General features: G+C 65.9%; 11 protein-coding genes. 4 read left to right on the top strand and 7 right to left on the bottom strand.

What is annotated here, in order from left to right; translation table 11 throughout:
- Positions 1–12: 12 nt before the first annotated feature.
- Together R3P93_RS21715 and R3P93_RS21710 are read left to right on the top strand one after the other, a co-directional pair.
- Entirely contained in the window at positions 13–1,503 is a 1,491-nt protein-coding gene (locus tag R3P93_RS21715; RefSeq protein WP_317534051.1) for an ABC transporter permease subunit, read from the top strand.
- Positions 1,500–2,246 carry an amino acid ABC transporter ATP-binding protein gene (locus R3P93_RS21710; RefSeq protein ID WP_317534050.1) on the top strand — a complete coding sequence of 249 codons (747 nt, stop codon included), beginning with the start codon at positions 1,500–1,502 and terminating at the stop codon, positions 2,244–2,246. Before R3P93_RS21715 ends, R3P93_RS21710 begins: the two co-directional genes overlap by 4 nt.
- An 83-nt stretch (positions 2,247–2,329) precedes the next feature.
- Here the strand turns inward: R3P93_RS21710 and R3P93_RS21705 are convergent, their stop codons facing one another.
- The 4 genes from R3P93_RS21705 to R3P93_RS21690 all read right to left on the bottom strand — a co-directional run bounded on the left by R3P93_RS21705 (position 2,330) and on the right by R3P93_RS21690 (position 7,723).
- On the bottom strand, positions 2,330–4,393 hold the full coding sequence (locus tag R3P93_RS21705; RefSeq protein WP_317534049.1) for a xanthine dehydrogenase family protein molybdopterin-binding subunit: 2,064 nt from the start codon (positions 4,391–4,393) through the stop codon (positions 2,330–2,332).
- Positions 4,390–5,385 (bottom strand): FAD binding domain-containing protein, encoded by a 996-nt coding sequence (locus R3P93_RS21700; protein ID WP_317534048.1) that lies wholly within the window; start codon positions 5,383–5,385, stop codon positions 4,390–4,392. The genes R3P93_RS21705 and R3P93_RS21700 overlap by 4 nt, the downstream gene beginning before the upstream one ends.
- Positions 5,382–5,882, bottom strand: a complete 501-nt coding sequence (locus R3P93_RS21695; RefSeq protein ID WP_068053261.1) for a 2Fe-2S iron-sulfur cluster-binding protein — start codon at positions 5,880–5,882, stop codon at positions 5,382–5,384. Before R3P93_RS21695 ends, R3P93_RS21700 begins: the two co-directional genes overlap by 4 nt.
- A 95-nt stretch (positions 5,883–5,977) precedes the next feature.
- Positions 5,978–7,723, bottom strand: a complete 1,746-nt coding sequence (locus R3P93_RS21690) for a DEAD/DEAH box helicase (RefSeq protein WP_231911489.1) — start codon at positions 7,721–7,723, stop codon at positions 5,978–5,980.
- A 310-nt stretch (positions 7,724–8,033) separates the two neighbouring features.
- Here R3P93_RS21690 and R3P93_RS21685 point away from each other — a divergent pair, with 310 nt between their 5' ends.
- On the top strand, positions 8,034–9,821 hold the full coding sequence (locus R3P93_RS21685; protein ID WP_176460380.1) for an AMP-dependent synthetase/ligase: 1,788 nt from the start codon (positions 8,034–8,036) through the stop codon (positions 9,819–9,821).
- Positions 9,822–9,881: 60 nt separating this feature from the next.
- On the opposite strand, the gene R3P93_RS21680 is transcribed toward R3P93_RS21685, so the two are convergent.
- Positions 9,882–10,499 (bottom strand): alpha/beta hydrolase, encoded by a 618-nt coding sequence (locus tag R3P93_RS21680; protein WP_068053245.1) that lies wholly within the window; start codon positions 10,497–10,499, stop codon positions 9,882–9,884.
- Between the two features lie 79 nt (positions 10,500–10,578).
- Between R3P93_RS21680 and R3P93_RS21675 the strand changes: the two genes are divergently transcribed.
- On the top strand, positions 10,579–14,028 hold the full coding sequence (locus tag R3P93_RS21675) for a TM0106 family RecB-like putative nuclease (protein ID WP_317534047.1): 3,450 nt from the start codon (positions 10,579–10,581) through the stop codon (positions 14,026–14,028).
- On the opposite strand, the gene R3P93_RS21670 is transcribed toward R3P93_RS21675, so the two are convergent.
- Complete coding sequence (locus R3P93_RS21670; RefSeq protein ID WP_317534046.1) at positions 13,998–15,212, bottom strand: alanine racemase; 1,215 nt, start codon at positions 15,210–15,212, stop codon at positions 13,998–14,000. The two genes, R3P93_RS21675 and R3P93_RS21670, sit on opposite strands and share 31 nt — an antisense overlap.
- Before the next feature lie 72 nt (positions 15,213–15,284).
- Positions 15,285–15,926, bottom strand: a complete 642-nt coding sequence (locus tag R3P93_RS21665) for a TetR/AcrR family transcriptional regulator (RefSeq protein WP_068053247.1) — start codon at positions 15,924–15,926, stop codon at positions 15,285–15,287.
- Between the last annotated feature and the right edge of the window lie 58 nt (positions 15,927–15,984).

The following is a 15,984-nucleotide window of genomic DNA, read 5'->3' as shown; positions in this document are numbered from 1 at the left end:
AAGCGGGCGCAGATGGTGCGCAGATCGATTCTTGCTCTGGTCGCGATTCTCATCGGCATCCTCGGGTTGTCCGGCTGCAGCTCGTCCTCACAGTCGCTGCTGGACCGGGTGCAGGACGAGGGCGTACTGGTCGTCGGCACCGAGGGCACCTACAGCCCGTTCAGCTATCAGGGCGCGGACGGACAACTCACCGGATACGACATCGACGTCATCAACGCCGTCGGAGCCGAGTTGGGCGTACGCGTCGACTTCGTGCAGACCCCGTTCGATTCGATCTTCGCCGGACTGCAATCCCAACGCTTCGATCTGATCGCCAACCAGGTCTCGATCACTCCTGCGCGCCAGTCGGCCTACGACCTGTCCACGCCGTACACGGTGTCGGAAGGCCAGATCCTCACCGCCGCAGACGACTCCACCATCACCTCTCTCGCCGACCTGGCCGGAAAGACCACCGCGCAATCGTCGACGAGCAACTGGGCCGAGGTCGCGGCGAACGCAGGCGCGAACGTCGAAGCCGTCGAGGGATTCGTTCAGGCGGTCACTCTCGTCAAGGACGGCCGCGTCGACGCCACCGTCAACGACTCCCTCGCCATCGCCGAATACCTGCAGCAGACCGGCGACACCGGCGTGAAGATCGCAGGCGAGACCGGCGACACGACGCTGCAATCCTTCGTGGCCCGCAAGGACAGTGGGCTGATGGACGAGGTCGACACCGCCATCGACACGCTGCGCGAGAACGGCACCATCGCCGAGATCTCGAACAAGTACTTCGGCAGTGATGTCGCCGCACCGACCGCCGACACCGTGGTTCCGACGAGCGACGACGCAGCGTCGACGGCACCGTCCAAAACGCAGCTCGTTCTCGACAACCTGTGGCCGATGCTCAAAGCCACGGTGACAATGACGATTCCGCTGACCGCCATCAGCTTCGTGGTCGGACTCGTCATCGCCCTCGCGGTGGCACTGGCCCGGATCTCGTCGATCGCACCGCTCGCTGCGGTCGCCCGGTTCTACGTCTCGATCATCCGCGGCACTCCCCTGCTGCTGCAGCTGTTCATCATCTTCTACGGGCTACCGCAGTTCGGCATCGTGATCTCGCCGTTCCCGGCCGCGGTGGTCGCGTTCTCGCTCAATGTCGGTGGCTACGCGGCCGAGGTGATCCGGGCCGCGATACTGAGCGTGCCCAAGGGGCAGTGGGAGGCCGCGCAGACCATCGGGATGGGCTACCGAACCACGTTGCAGCGCATCGTACTTCCGCAGGCACTGCGCACCGCGGTACCACCGTTGTCGAACACGCTGATCTCGCTGGTCAAGGACACCTCGCTGGCATCGACCATCCTGGTCACCGAGCTGCTGCGCGTCGCACAACTCGCGGCGGCACCGACCTTCGACTTCTTCACCCTGTATACCGTTGCGGCGCTCTACTACTGGGTGATCTGCATCGTTCTCTCGTTCTTCCAAGGAAAACTCGAAGTCCGACTCGACAGGTACGTGGCCAAATGACAGACCTGCTGGAAGTATCCGCACTGAAGAAATCGTTCGGGCCACTCGAGGTGTTGAAGGACATCTCGTTCACCGTGCCGTCCGGCACCGTCACCGTCATCATCGGACCGTCCGGATCCGGCAAGACCACGGTGCTGCGCACACTGAACGCACTCGACCAGGCCGACGCAGGCATCATCCGCATAGGGGACGTGTCGGTGGATTTCGCAGAATCCGTCAACGCGGCGCAGCTCCGACACTTCCGCGCTCAGAGCGGCATGGTGTTCCAGAGCCACAACCTGTTTCCACACAAGACGGTGCTGCAGAACATCATCGAGGGACCGGTGATCGTGCAGAAGCGAGCCAAGGACGACGCCATCCGTGACGCGCACGCGATCCTCGATCAGATCGGTCTCGACGCCAAGTCCGACCAGTACCCGTTCCAACTGTCCGGAGGCCAGCAACAACGCGTCGGAATCGCCCGAGCCCTGGCCCTGCGCCCCAAGCTGATGCTGTTCGACGAGCCCACCTCGGCACTCGATCCCGAACTCGTGGGCGAGGTGCTCGGCGTCATCAAAGGTCTTGCCGCGCAGGGCTGGACGATGGTGATCGTCACCCACGAAATCCGCTTCGCCCAACAGGTCGCCGATCAGGTGCTGTTCATCGAGAACGGCGTCGTCCTCGAACGCGGCACACCGGAACAGGTGCTGGTGAACCCGACGGAGCCCCGTACCCGCCAGTTCCTGCAGCGGATATTGGCCTAGAGGGGCTGTAGAGGGGCTGCGCCCCATGTGCGCGGAACTTCGTAGCAGGGGTCGAGTTTCCACTCACCTGCGGCGAAGCCGCTCTAGAGGTGCGGCAGCACCTTGTCCAGGGTGATCGGCAGATCGCGGACTCGGACGCCGGTGGCGTTGTAGACGGCATTGCCGATGGCCGCCGAGGATCCCACCGCACCGATCTCACCGATTCCCTTGCCGCCCATCGGCGCGAGTTCGGTGTCGACTTCCTCGACCCACACGGCCTCGAGATCGGTGACGTCCGCACACGCCGGGATGTGGTACTCCGCGAGATCGTGATTGGCGAACCCGCCGAACTCCTGATCGGTGATGCCGTTCTCCATCAGCGCCATGCCGAGTCCGAACGTCATTCCGCCGATGAGCTGAGACCTGGCCAGCCGCGGGTTCATCACCGCGCCGATGCCGAAGACACCGAGCATCCTGCGGACCCGCACCTCACCGGTGTCGATGTCGACCGCGACCTCGGCGAACTGGGCACCGAAAGCCATGCGCGCCAGCTCCTTCTGCCCCTCGACGTCGTCGGTGGTGTCGGCCTCGGCGGAGTTGCCCGGCTCGTACGAACCCTGAGACTTCAACGAGTGGCAGACCTTGGTGACGGCCCAGCCCCACGACGAGGTACCCGAGGATCCACCGGCTCCCGGAGCGGTCGGCAGTGCGCTGTCGCCGAGTTCGACGGTCACGCTGTCGGCATCGACCTCGAGAGCATCGGCGGCGATCTGTCGCAGCACGGTGCGCGCGCCGGTACCGATGTCCGACGCGGCGACGGACACCGTGATCGTGCCGTCCGACTCCACTCGCGCCGACGCGGTACTCGGTGAGATCAACACCGGGTAGCTGGCCGTCGCGACTCCCATGCCGACGAGGGTGTTGCCTTCTCGACGCTGACCGGGTGTGGAATCGCGGCGGTCCCAGCCGAACTTCTCCGCACCCTCGCGCAGGCACTGCACCACGCTGCGTGAGCTGAACGGGTTACCACTGGCGGGATCGACGTCCGGCTCGTTACGAACGCGCAATTCGATCGGATCGACACCGGTGGCCGCGGCCAATTCGTCGATGGCCGTCTCGACGGCGAACATGCCGGGTGCCTCGCCGGGTGCCCGCATCCACCGCGGCGTTCCGACATCCAGCTTCGCGAGACGGTGGGTGGTGCGACGGTTGGGGGCCGCATAGATGTGCCGAGTCGATTCCGACGTCTGCTCGCAGAACTCGAAGATCGTGCTGGTCTGCTGGAACGAATCGTGCGTGATCGCCTGCAGCACACCGGTCGAATCAGCGCCCAGACGAACGTGATTGAGCGTCGGCGTGCGATACCCGACGACATCGAACAACGCCTGCCTCGGCAGCACCAATTTCACGGTGCGGCCGGTGGCTCGCGCGGCCATCGCAGCGAGGATCGCGTTGGGCCGAGTACTTCCCTTGGCTCCGAATCCGCCGCCGACGTTCTCGGCGACGACGCGAACGTTCTCGGGCTCGAGGTCGAACGCCGTGGCGAGATCGCCCTGCACACCCGACGGTGCCTGCGTCGAGTCCCACAGCGTCAGAACGCCGTCGGCCCACTGCGCCGTGGTGGCATGCGGCTCCATCGGACTGTTGTGCATCGGCGCGGTGGAATACCAGTTGTCGACGACATGCTCGGCGGTCTGCAGCGCCGCATCGGGCTCCCCGATCGTCACGTCGGTGGGAAAGCCGGCGTTGACGGACTCGGGTGCGTAGAGCGAGCCGTGCTCGGCCGTCAGAGTGTTGTCGGGTGAGCGGACATCGGTGTACTGCACCCGCACTCGGGTTGCGGCGGCGCGGGCGTCCTGAAGAGTATCGGCCACGACGACGGCCACGATCTGACCGCGGTACGCGACGGTGTTCGATTGCAGGACATGCAGTTCGGCGTCCTCGACCTCACCCAGCTTCTCCGCGTTGCCGTGCCAGATGATCGCATGCACCGTGGGGTCGTCGTCCAATTCGACTCGTTCGACCGTGCCCGCGGGAACTGTCGCGGGCACGTACCAGGCGTACAGCTGCCCGACGGCCTGCGGTTGCTCGGCGGCGTACCGAGCCCGGCCGGTGACCTTCGCGATCGATTCGGTGCGCTGAATCGGTTGTCCGATCGATGCAGTCATGACCGGTCTCCCGACACTGTGAGTTCCGCCAAGGTGCGGGTGACGAGGTTGGTCACCAGTGGGATCTTGAACGCGTTGTCGCGCAACGGTTCCGCCGCGTCGAGTTCCAACGCGATGGCCCGCCGGAACGACGCCTCCTCGGCAGCCGCGCCGAGCAGCGTGTACTCGGCCGTGCGAGCCCGCCACGGCTTGTGCGCCACGCCGCCCAGCGCGATCGACACCCCGCGCACGATTCCGTCCTCGACATCGAGAGTGGCGGCGACCGAGGCGATCGCGAAGGCGTAGGACTGCCGGTCTCGCACCTTGCGGTAGGTGGAGACGGTGCCGTCCGCCGGTGCCGGTATCTCGATGGCCGTGACGAGTTCGTCCCGCGCGACCGTATTGTCGCGCTCGGGCGCGTCGCCGGGGAGCCGATAGAAGTCATCGATAGCGAGGGTGCGCTCTCCGTCGACTCCCCGCACGACCACACGTGCGTCGAGAGCGGACAGCGCGACCGCCATGTCGGAGGGATGCGTCGCCACGCAGGCCTCCGAGGCCCCGAGGATGGCAAGGTTTCGGTGCTCACCGGTCCGGGCCGGGCAGCCCGACCCGGGTTCGCGCTTGTTGCACGGCTTCGATGCATCCATGAAGTACACGCACCGAGTGCGCTGGAACAGGTTCCCGCCGGTGGTGGCCATGTTGCGTAATTGACCCGAGGCACCGGCCAGCACCGCCCGCGAGAGCACCGGATAACGCTGACGCACCACCGGGTGCACCGCGAGATCACTGTTGCTCACGCCGGAACCGACACGAAGCGAGCCGTCGTCGGATACATCGATGTCGTGCAACGGAAGTCGCGTCACGTCGATCAGCGTCGTCGGACCCACGACTCCGAGTTTCATCAGGTCCACCAGGTTGGTTCCCCCGCCGAGCAGCATCGCGTTCTCGTTATCGGCGAGGTGGGCCACGGCCTCGTCGACGGCGGTGGCTGCGTCGTACTCGAAGGTCTTCACGACGCGTCCCGTACGGCCGACACGATATTGCAGTAGGCACCGCAACGACAGAGGTTGCCGCTCATACGTTCTCGTATTTCGTCGGGATCGAGTTCGACGTCGGCACCCTCGATGTCCTCGGTGACCGCGCTGGGCCATCCCTGCTTGGCCTCTTCGATCACCGCGACCGCCGAACAGATCTGCCCGGATGTGCAGTACCCGCACTGGAACGCGTCGCGATCGACGAAGGCCTGCTGCACGGGGTGCAGGGTGTCGCCGTCGGCCAACCCCTCGACCGTGGTGATCTCACGATCCTGCTGCGCCACTGCGAACGTCAGGCAGCTGTTGATCCGCCGTCCGTCCACCAGCACCGTGCAGGCCCCGCACTGCCCGTGGTCACACCCCTTCTTGGCACCGATCAGGTCCAGGTTCTCGCGGAGAGCGTCGAGCAGGGTGGTTCGGGTATCGCAGTCGAAAGCGCGGTCGGTCCCGTTGACACGGAGAGTGACGTTGGTCATGCACGGGCGGATACCCGCGGCCTCGGCCACCAAACGCTCGCGCTGGGGTCGTGCGTGGAAACTCGTAGTGGGCTACGAAGTGCCGTGCACGTGCGCTAGCGCCGCCCCTTGTACTTCCCGCCACCGCTGCGTCCGGGAGGACCGGAATCGGGTTGCAGTTGAATCAGTACGCCACTGATGCGGGTGCGGCGCAACGCCTCGACGGTCTCGTCGGCGAGGTCGGCCGGCAACTCCACCAACGAGTGATCGGGACGAATACTGATGTGGCCGAAGTCGCTTCGACGCAGACCGCCCTCGTTGGCGATGGCGCCGACGATCGCTCCCGGGGCGACGTGATGCCGCTTGCCGACGCTGATGCGATACGTCGCCATCTCCTGGCCGGTCTTGCGATGATGCGAGCTGGCCGCATCCTCGTCGAACGTGCGCGGGGGCCGGGGTTCACGCGGCTCGCGCGGTGCCCGCGGCGGGGCAGGCGGCTCGGGCTTGAGCAGGAACGCCTCGCCGTCGCGGGACTGAATGGCCAGCGCTGCCGCGATGTCGACCAACGGCACGTCGTGCTCGCGCTCGTAGTCCTCGATGAGCCGGCGGAACAGCGCCAGATTCTCGTTGCCCAGGCTCTCGGTGATGGAGTCCTTGAACTTCGTCACGCGCTGCGCGTTCACGTCGTCGACGCTCGGCAGCTGCATCTCGGTGATCGGCTGACGCGTCGCACGCTCGATGGCCTTGAGCAGGTGCCGCTCGCGCGGCGCGACGAACAGCAGAGCCTGCCCGGCGCGGCCGGCGCGACCGGTACGACCGATGCGGTGCACGTAGGACTCGGTGTCGTGCGGGATGTCGTAGTTGATGACGTGCGAGATGCGGTCGACGTCGAGACCGCGGGCCGCGACGTCGGTGGCCACCAGGATGTCGATCTGACCGTTCTTGAGCTGCCCGATGGTGCGCTCACGCTGGGCCTGCACGATGTCGCCATTGATCGCCGCGGCCGAGAAGCCCCGTGCGCGCAGCTTCTCGGCGAGCTCCTCGGTGGCCTGCTTGGTACGGACGAACATGATCATCGCCTCGAACTCTTCGACCTCGAAGATTCGAGTGAGCGCCTCCAGCTTGCGCTGATGTGCCACCTGGACGTAGCGCTGGGTGATGTTCGGTGCCGTCGACGTCTTCGTCTTGACGGTGATCTCCACCGGATCGTGCAGGTACTGCTTGGAGATCTTGCGAATCGCGGCCGGCATAGTGGCCGAGAACAACGCGACCTGCTTGTACTCCGGGGTATCGGAGAGGATGCGCTCGACGTCCTCCTGGAAACCCATCTTGAGCATCTCGTCGGCCTCGTCGAGGACCAGATACTCGAGCCCGGACAGGTCGAGGGTGCCCTTCTCGAGATGGTCGATGACGCGGCCGGGAGTACCGACGATGATCTGCGCGCCCTTGCGCAGACCGGACAGCTGGATGCCGTACGCCTGACCGCCGTAGATCGGCAGGATGTGCAGACCCGGAATGTGGGTGGCGTACTTGCCGAACGCCTCGGCGACCTGGAGCGCCAGCTCACGGGTCGGGGCCAATACCAGGGCCTGCGGCACCCGACGCGAGACGTCGAGACGCGAGAGGATCGGCACCGCGAACGCGGCGGTCTTGCCGGTTCCGGTCTGCGCGAGTCCGACGACGTCGTTGCCTGCCATCAGCGGCGGAATGGTGGCCGCCTGAATGGGCGACGGGCTCTCGTAGCCGACATCGCGGAGGGCCTTCAGGACCCGCTCGTCGATCCCGAGGTCGGCGAAGGTGATGTCGTCGCCCGCTGGAACGGCGGACTCCTGCGGGGGCGAATTCGTCTCGTCGGACGTCACGGCGGCATCCTGTTCAGTTTCTGAAGTGCTCATATGTCGCACGAGTTTAGTACCTGCTCGGGCCCTGCGAACCCTTCTACGCTGATCAGGTGACGAAAACGGTCACGACGGCCTGCGGTGCGAGCGGCCTCACACCGGCGACCCGACACCCGAACGCGACTGCGGACCGTTAAGTTGTACCCCGAGTCACACTCAACTACCCCGGACTCGCGGCAAAGTCGACAAACCGGACACCCCGGATGGTGCGCCACGGCCTCGAATGTGATGAAATGCACAACTACCACGCTATTTTTCCGTAAGGGGTCCAGCAGTGCGCGAATATTCTGTGCCGGCGTCGTTCACCATTCCTGACGACGCATCCATGGCCGACACCGTCTACAGGTACGAGAAGGAATCGCCCAACTTCGTACCCTTCCAACGTCTGGTGAACGGCAACTGGACCGATGTCACCGCAGCTCGCTTCGCGACCGAGGTCGCGGCAGCAGCCAAGGGACTGATCGCCTCCGGTATCGAACTCGGCGACCGTGTCGCGATCCTCAGCGCGACGCGCTACGAGTGGGTCGTCCTCGATTACGCCATCTGGTCCGCAGGTGGCTGCACCGTCGCGATCTACGAGACCTCCTCCGCCGACCAGGCGCAGTGGATTCTCGAGGACTCCGCCACCAAGTTGCTCGTCGTCGAGACCGCAGCGCACGCCTCGAACCTCAAAGAGGTCACCGAGGGTGCCAAGGATCTGCGTGAGGTTCTGCAGATCGACGCCGGAGCCATCGACGAGCTGACCACCCGCGGAGCCTCGGTCAGCGACGAGGAACTGCATGCACGACGCCATCAGGTCAGTGCGGCATCGCCCGCGACCCTGATCTACACCTCGGGCACCACCGGACGGCCCAAAGGCGTTCAGCTCACGCACGCCAACTTCTACGCCGAGGTGCAGGCCACCCAGATCGCGCTGCACGACTCGATGAAGGAGGGCAACCGCACACTGATGTTCCTCCCGATGGCGCACGTGTTCGCCCGCGCCGTCTCGTTCGGCTCGTTCGAGTCCAAGGTCACCGTCGGACACACCTCGGACGTGACGACGCTGGTGGATCAGTTCGCCGTGTTCAAGCCGGACTTCATCCTGTCGGTGCCGCGTGTGTTCGAGAAGGTCTACAACTCCGCCAAGCAGAAGGCACACGACGGCGGCAAGGGTTCCATCTTCGACAAGGCCGCCGCGACGGCCATCGAGTGGAGCGAGGCCCAGGAGAAGGGCGGAGCCGGGCTGGTTCTGAACCTCAAGCACACGGTGTTCGACAAGCTCGTGTACTCCAAGCTGCGCGCCGCACTCGGCGGCAACTGCACCCGCGCGGTGTCCGGTGGTGGACCTCTCGGTGCCCGCCTCGGCCACTTCTTCCGCGGTGCGGGCGTCCCGGTCTACGAGGGCTACGGCCTGACCGAGACCAGCGCGGCCATCACCGTCAACACCACCAAGGAACAGCGCGTCGGCACCGTCGGCAAGCCCATCGACGGCCACTCGGTGAAGGTCGCCGAGGACGGCGAACTGCTGCTCAAGGGACCGGTCGTGTTCAGCGGCTACTGGCACAACGAGAAGGCCACCTCCGAGGCCATCGTCGACGGCTGGTTCCACACCGGCGACCTCGGTGCCATCGACCAGGAAGGCTACGTCTCGATCACCGGCCGCAAGAAGGAGATCATCGTGACCGCGGGTGGCAAGAACGTCGCCCCCGCAGTGCTCGAGGACGCCCTCCGCGCGAACGCGATCATCAGCCAGTGCCTCGTCGTGGGCGACGCCAAGCCGTTCATCGGTGCGCTCATCACCCTCGACCCGGAGGCACTGCCGGGCTGGCTCGAGCGGCACAACCTGTCCGCGGACATTCCGTTCTCCGAATTGTCCAAGAATCCCGAGATGGTCGCCGAGATCGACAAGGCCGTCGCCGAGGCCAACAAGAAGGTCTCGAACCCGGAGCAAATCAAGAAGTACACGATCCTCGAGAACGACTTCACCGTCGAAACCGGTGAGCTCACCCCGACGATGAAGCTCAAGCGCAACATCATTCATGCCGAGCGCGGCAGCGACATCGAAGCCATCTACTCGTAGATCGACCGAAAGAGAACGGGCCCGGCGCTATCCTCGCGCCGGGCCCGTTCTTTTTCGTTGTCAGGACATGTGGTCGTCGAGGAATTCCGCCACCACCGACGTCACCTGCAGATGGATCTTCTCGTGCAGCAGGTCGTGGCCACCGTCCTCGAATTCGCGCAGGGACGCGTCGGGAACGCCGCCGATCCACTCGCGCACCGCATCGACCGGAGCCAGACGATCGTCCACGCCGTGCACGGCCAGCAGCGGAATGACGTTGTCGGCGAGATCGGTGACCGAGCCGGTCACCGACTTGGGTGTTCCGCACAGTACGGCGCACTGCACCGCCTCCGGATGCGCACCGAGGGCTGCGATGGCCGTCGCCGCGCCCAACGAATGACCCATCAGTGCGAACGACAACTCCGGGTGTTCGGCCTCGGCGATCTCGAGCAACTGCAGCGCGTTCTGCGCGAGTGCGGGAATCTGAGCGGCGTCCGTCAACTCACCTTCGGTGAGGCCGTGGCCCACGTGATCGACCGCCCACACATCGACTCCGCGTCCGTTGAGGACGCGAGCGAAACGGTGATAATGGCCGCTGTTCTGGCCGAGACCGTGCAGAAAAACGAGACCGAAACGAGCATCGGGGACAGTCCAGTTTCGGTAGTGGACCGCGCCGGTGGCTCCGTCGAAAAAAGGCATTCGATCATTTTGCCTCCTCGCGACGGCATCCGCGCGCAACGTGACCGGTACCGCTCGCGGCGGTGACTAGGGTGGGCGCGTGTTCCTCATCGGCGATCGCGTCATCTACAGCGCCAGCGACCTCGCCGCGGCAGCGTCGTGCGAATTCGGACTGCTGCGCCGACTCGACGGCCTCACCGGTCTGATCCCGCGGGCCACCGCCGAGCCGGATCCGATGCTGGACCGCACCTCTGCACTCGGATTCGAGCACGAACGCCGTCAACTCGAGACATTCCAGCAGCGGTTTCCCGGCGGTGTCCTGACGATGGACCGACCGGGACGCACCGCGCAGGAAATGGCCGACGCGGCCTGGGCGACGTTCACCGCCCTGACCTCCCGCACACCCGTGGTCTATCAGGCCACGTTCTTCGACGGCCGATTTCTCGGGTTCTGCGACTTCCTGGTGGCCGAGGGCGATCGGTACGCCGTGTACGACACCAAGCTGTCGCGGCACGCCAAGGTGTCGGCACTGCTGCAGTTGGCGGCCTACGCGGACGCGCTGCGGTCCGGCGGCATCACCCCGAGCGACGAGGTGCACCTGATGCTCGGCGACGGCAGCGACTCCGCGCACTCGCTCGCCGAGATCCTGCCGGTCTACCGACAATCCAGGGAACACCTGCAACACATCCTCGACGAGCACCACGCCGAGGGGACCGTCGTCGACTGGTTCGACTCGCGCTACTCCGGCTGCGGACAGTGCGAGGCCTGCACGGCCGAGGTGGAACAGCACCGCGACCTGGTTCTGGTCGCAGGCATGCGCGCGAGCACCAGGGACAGACTGCTCGACGCCGGCATCTCGACGGTCGACGAACTGGCTGCATCGACCGGAAGCGTGGACGGCATGTCGTCTCGCACGGTCACGAATCTGCGAGCTCAGGCCGCGCTGCAGGTTCGCCAGGAGCGCAGCGGCGACGCCGAATTCGAGGTCTTCGACGCCGACGCCCTCGGCGTGATCCCCGAGCCCGATCCGGGCGACATCTTCTTCGACTTCGAGGGCGACCCACTGTGGGCCGAGGCCGGCAGTGCCGAATGGGGTCTCGAGTACCTGTTCGGCGTCTACACCGCCGACGGCGACTTCCTCCCGTTCTGGGCGCACGATCGCGCACAGGAACGCCGCGCCCTGATCGACTTCCTCGACTACGTGACCACCCGTCGCGCCGCCTACCCGAACATGCACGTCTACCACTACGCGCCGTACGAGAAGACCGCGCTACTGCGCCTCGCCGGACGCTACGGAGTGGGTGAGGACGCAGTCGACGACCTACTGCGGGACGACGTTCTGGTGGACCTCTACCCGATCGTGCGATCTGCGGTGCGCATCGGAGCCAGGTCGTACAGCATCAAGAAGCTCGAACCCCTGTACATGCCTGCAGCCCGCGACGGGGACGTCACCGATGCGGCCGCGTCGATCGTCGAATACGCGAACTGGTGCGATCTACGAGACCAGGGCAAGGACGCCGAGGCTGCTGCGCTCCTCGCCGATATCGCCGAGTACAACCGCACCGACTGCGAATCGACGCTGCGACTGCGGGATTGGTTGCTGGGGCGCGCGTCGGATGCCGGTGTGCACCCGCGGGCTCGGCAGCATCTCGAACTCGAAGACGGTGCGACGGACACCGCGAGCCCGCTGGAGCTCGAACTCGCCGACTACGCCGGTCTGCCGTGGGAGCGCACCTCGACGCAGCAGGCCGTCGCATTGTTCTCCGGTTCCATCGGCTACCACCGACGCGAGCGAAAGCCGTTCTGGTGGGCGCACTTCGATCGGCTCACTCACCACTTGGACGAGTGGGCCGACGCAGCCGACGTGCTGAAGGTCGAGCGCGCCGAGCTGGTGCACGACTGGATGAAGACTGCACCGAAGCAACGGGTCCTGCGACGACAGCTCAAGCTGTTGGGGCATCTGAGCAGCGGCGTCCTGTCGAGCTCGAAGGTCAAGCTGCTCTACGACAACCCGGCCCCGGAGGGATTACCGAAACAGCAGCCGACCCATCGCGCGACCACGACGGTCGAGATCGTGGAGGCGGGCTACGAGGGCACCCTCGACATGGTGGTGGTGCAGGAGAACCTGCGCAAGGGAGTGGACGAGTACTTCGACTTCCCCGTCGCCACCGCACCCGAACCGCCCCCGGCCACCAAGTACCTGGAGCAGGCGATCGTTGCCGTCGCGGCCGAGGTCCACGCCGCACTGCCGCACCTTCCGCGCACGGCCGTCGCCGATCTGCTGACGCTGTCGCCGCCCCGAACCCGTTCCGGCATCGGCCTTCCCGAGGTGCACGCCGGTGACTACGCGAGGGCCGTCACGGCGGCGCTGCTCGATCTGGACCGGTCGTACGTTGCCGTGCAGGGTCCGCCCGGGACCGGGAAGACGTACACCGCTGCACGGGTGATCGCCGAATTGGTCGATGTCCATCATTGGAAGGTCGGCGTGGTGGGCCAATCGCATCACGTGGTGAACAATCTGCTCGACACCATCGTGGCCGCAGGGGTGGACCCGGCCAAGGTGGGAAAGAAGGCACCGACCGCCCACACCGTCCTGGACCCGACGGACTACTGCCGCTTCGTCACCGCCGCCGAGGATGGCTGCGTCATCGGCGGTACTGCCTGGGACTTCTCCAACCCCGGCCGCATTCCGCCCGAGTCGCTCGATCTGCTGGTCATCGACGAGGCCGGGCAGTTCTCCCTGGCCAATACCATCGCCGTCTCGGTGTCCGCACGCAACCTGCTGCTGCTCGGCGACCCGGCACAGCTGCCGCAGGTCAGCCAGGGCACTCACCCAGAACCCGTGGACGAGTCGGCTCTGGGTTGGATCACCAGCGGTCACCCGACGCTGCCCGTCGACCGCGGGTACTTCCTGGCCACGACGTGGCGGATGCATCCCGATCTGTGCGCGCCGGTCTCGGCACTGTCGTACGAGGGCAAGCTCGAGTCCAACCGTGCTGTGACACAGGCACGTTCACTGGAGTCGCTCGAACCCGGCCTGCATATCGTCCACCTCGACCACCACGGCAACTCCACCGACTCGGGGGAGGAAGCCGACGAGATCGTCACTCACGTGCAGAATCTGCTGGGCCGACTGTGGAGCGACCCGCAATCCTTCGAGGGTGCGCGGCCGATGGACCAGGGCGACTTCCTGGTCGTCGCGGCCTACAACGCGCAGGTGGCCGTCATCGTCGAAAGACTCGCGGCCGCCGGACTCGACGAGGTCTCGGTGGGCACCGTCGACAAGTTCCAAGGACGACAGGCACCGGTGGTGTTGATCTCGATGGCCGCGTCGGCAATCGAAGACGTGCCACGAGGCATGGGATTCCTGTTGTCCCGCAACAGACTCAACGTCGCCGTCTCGCGAGGCCAGTGGGCCGCGATACTGGTCCGGTCGCGGGCACTGACCCGGTACCTGCCGTCGACCCCGGCCGGACTGGTCACCCTCGGCACTTTCATGAGCCTGTGCGAGAACGGAATTCAGCCGAACGCCATGCCCTCACCACGATAGGTGGGGACCGCCTCGACGGACCCGTCGGCGTGTACCAGATGCAGGGTGTCGAATCGCTCGCACAGCTCGCCGGCCTTGGCATGCCGGAACCAGACGCGATCACCGATCCTGATCTCTCCCGCTCCGCTCACCGGAGTCTGCACCTCGCCCGCGCCTTCGTTGCGCAGCAGCCTCAGACCGGACGTCACCACGCCCCTGGCCTTTCTCGACCAGGCGATCGGCCGCGGGGACCTCGACGTCGACGCCGGACCCGACGCGATGTAGCCACCACCGAACAGCGTGGCGATCTGCGGCGTCGGCTTGCGCACCGCGGGCAGCGCGAAGAACAGCGAGGGCTCGGCCGAGAATGCGCGATACCGATCGAAGAGCGTCGGCGCGAACAAGCCCGATCCCGCGGTCACCTCGGTGACGACCGGATCGGCCGCCGAGAACTCGATCGACCCGGTCCCACCACTGTTGACGATCTCGATCCGGCCGACTGCCGCGGTCACGGCCTCGACCACCGCCGTTCTGCGCGTGGAGATCTCACGAGACGACAGCGACTTCATCCATTCCACCGCGAGATTGGCGTCGGGCACACCGGCGATCTGCGCCTCGTAGAACATCAGCCCGACTACTCGGAACCCCCGCGCCTGCGCCGCCCGCGCGAAGGCGGCGACCTGCTCGGGTTCGCGCAGCGGCGAACGTCTGACACCGATGTGCAGCGGCCCGATCCGCAGCGAGGCATCGACGTCGAGACAGATACGGGGCTTGAGAAGATCGCTGGCGGTGGCGTCGCGCACGATGTCCAGCTGTGCGACGTCGTCGACCATCAGCGTGATGCGCCCCGACAGAACACGATCGTTGACGACCTCGGCGAGGGCGGTGCGGTCGACCGTCGGGTACCCCATCAGGATGTCCTCGACGCCGTGGCGTGCCAACCAGATCGCCTCACGCAGGGAGTACGCCATGACCCCGCTCACGCCGTCGGCCGCGAGCACCCGCTCCAAAACCGCCCGGGACCGAACCGACTTGCTCGCGATCCTGATCGGCACTCCGTCCGCCCGTGCTCGCAGCGCCGCAGCATTGGCATCGAGGGCCGCCAGATCGACTGCAGCCAATGGTGATTCGAGCCCTTCGGTGGCAGCGGCGATACGGGACAGTGGTGTCGTGTCGGTGGTTGCGACACCGGCGATCGAACTCATGCGGCTCATTCCTTTGTCGTTGCCAGGTCCGAACAGTCAAACACTCCACAGCCGAGAAGTCCCGGCGAGCATTCAGCGGTCCTGAGCCTTGGCCGCTATCAGACCCGACAGGTCGTCGATCTGCGCCAGCACCTCGAGATCGTCGCCGTCGACCAACCATCGCAGCACGAGGCCGTCGAGGGTGGCCATCCCGAAACGCGCGATCGACGCCACCGGCTCCAGCCATCGCGTCCCGGTGTGGGCGGAACACTTCTCGAAGAACAACCGGGCCTCGGAGTCCCGGATTCGGTACTGCCCACTGGCGATCTCGGCGGCCGTGGCGGACCCGAGCGCACGATGGCGCAGCAAGTAGGTCTTGATCTCGTACGCGAGCAACTGCCGACCCGGTGACTTCTCGATCAGCAACCACACCGCGCTCAGACCGCCGTGCACCAGCTCGCGCAGACCACGGACACCCGGGAGTTCGCGCGTGCCCACCGCGCTGTCCAACGCGGCATGCAGAATCTCGGTGACGTCGACGATGAGGTGCTCCCCCATCGCGATCACCAGATCCTGCTTGGTCTCGAAGTGGTACTGCACGATGCCCTTGGTGACGTCGGCGTGCTCCGAGAGAGCACGCACGGTCAGAGACTCGATGCCGACCCGCTCCGCGACATCGATCGCAGACTGCACCAGTTGTGCGCGCCGCACATCAGCGGGCAGCCTCGATTGCATCACCCGATCCTAGGGCGCGGACGAGTTCTGTGCCTCCGATTGACCCACGGGAGTGGAG

Source organism: Rhodococcus cerastii (assembly GCF_033042195.1).
Lineage (GTDB): Bacteria > Actinomycetota > Actinomycetes > Mycobacteriales > Mycobacteriaceae > Rhodococcoides.
This window is presented reverse-complemented; position numbering and strand designations above follow the sequence as displayed.

Coding starts and splice junctions, on each gene's coding strand:
- R3P93_RS21695 (WP_068053261.1), bottom strand. CDS start 5,882: ATGACCAACGTCACTCTCCGTGTCAACGGGACCGACCGCGCTTTCGAC.
- R3P93_RS21665 (WP_068053247.1), bottom strand. CDS start 15,926: ATGCAATCGAGGCTGCCCGCTGATGTGCGGCGCGCACAACTGGTGCAG.
- R3P93_RS21715 (WP_317534051.1), top strand. CDS start 13: ATGGTGCGCAGATCGATTCTTGCTCTGGTCGCGATTCTCATCGGCATC.
- R3P93_RS21705 (WP_317534049.1), bottom strand. CDS start 4,393: ATGACTGCATCGATCGGACAACCGATTCAGCGCACCGAATCGATCGCG.
- R3P93_RS21670 (WP_317534046.1), bottom strand. CDS start 15,212: ATGAGTTCGATCGCCGGTGTCGCAACCACCGACACGACACCACTGTCC.
- R3P93_RS21710 (WP_317534050.1), top strand. CDS start 1,500: ATGACAGACCTGCTGGAAGTATCCGCACTGAAGAAATCGTTCGGGCCA.
- R3P93_RS21680 (WP_068053245.1), bottom strand. CDS start 10,499: ATGCCTTTTTTCGACGGAGCCACCGGCGCGGTCCACTACCGAAACTGG.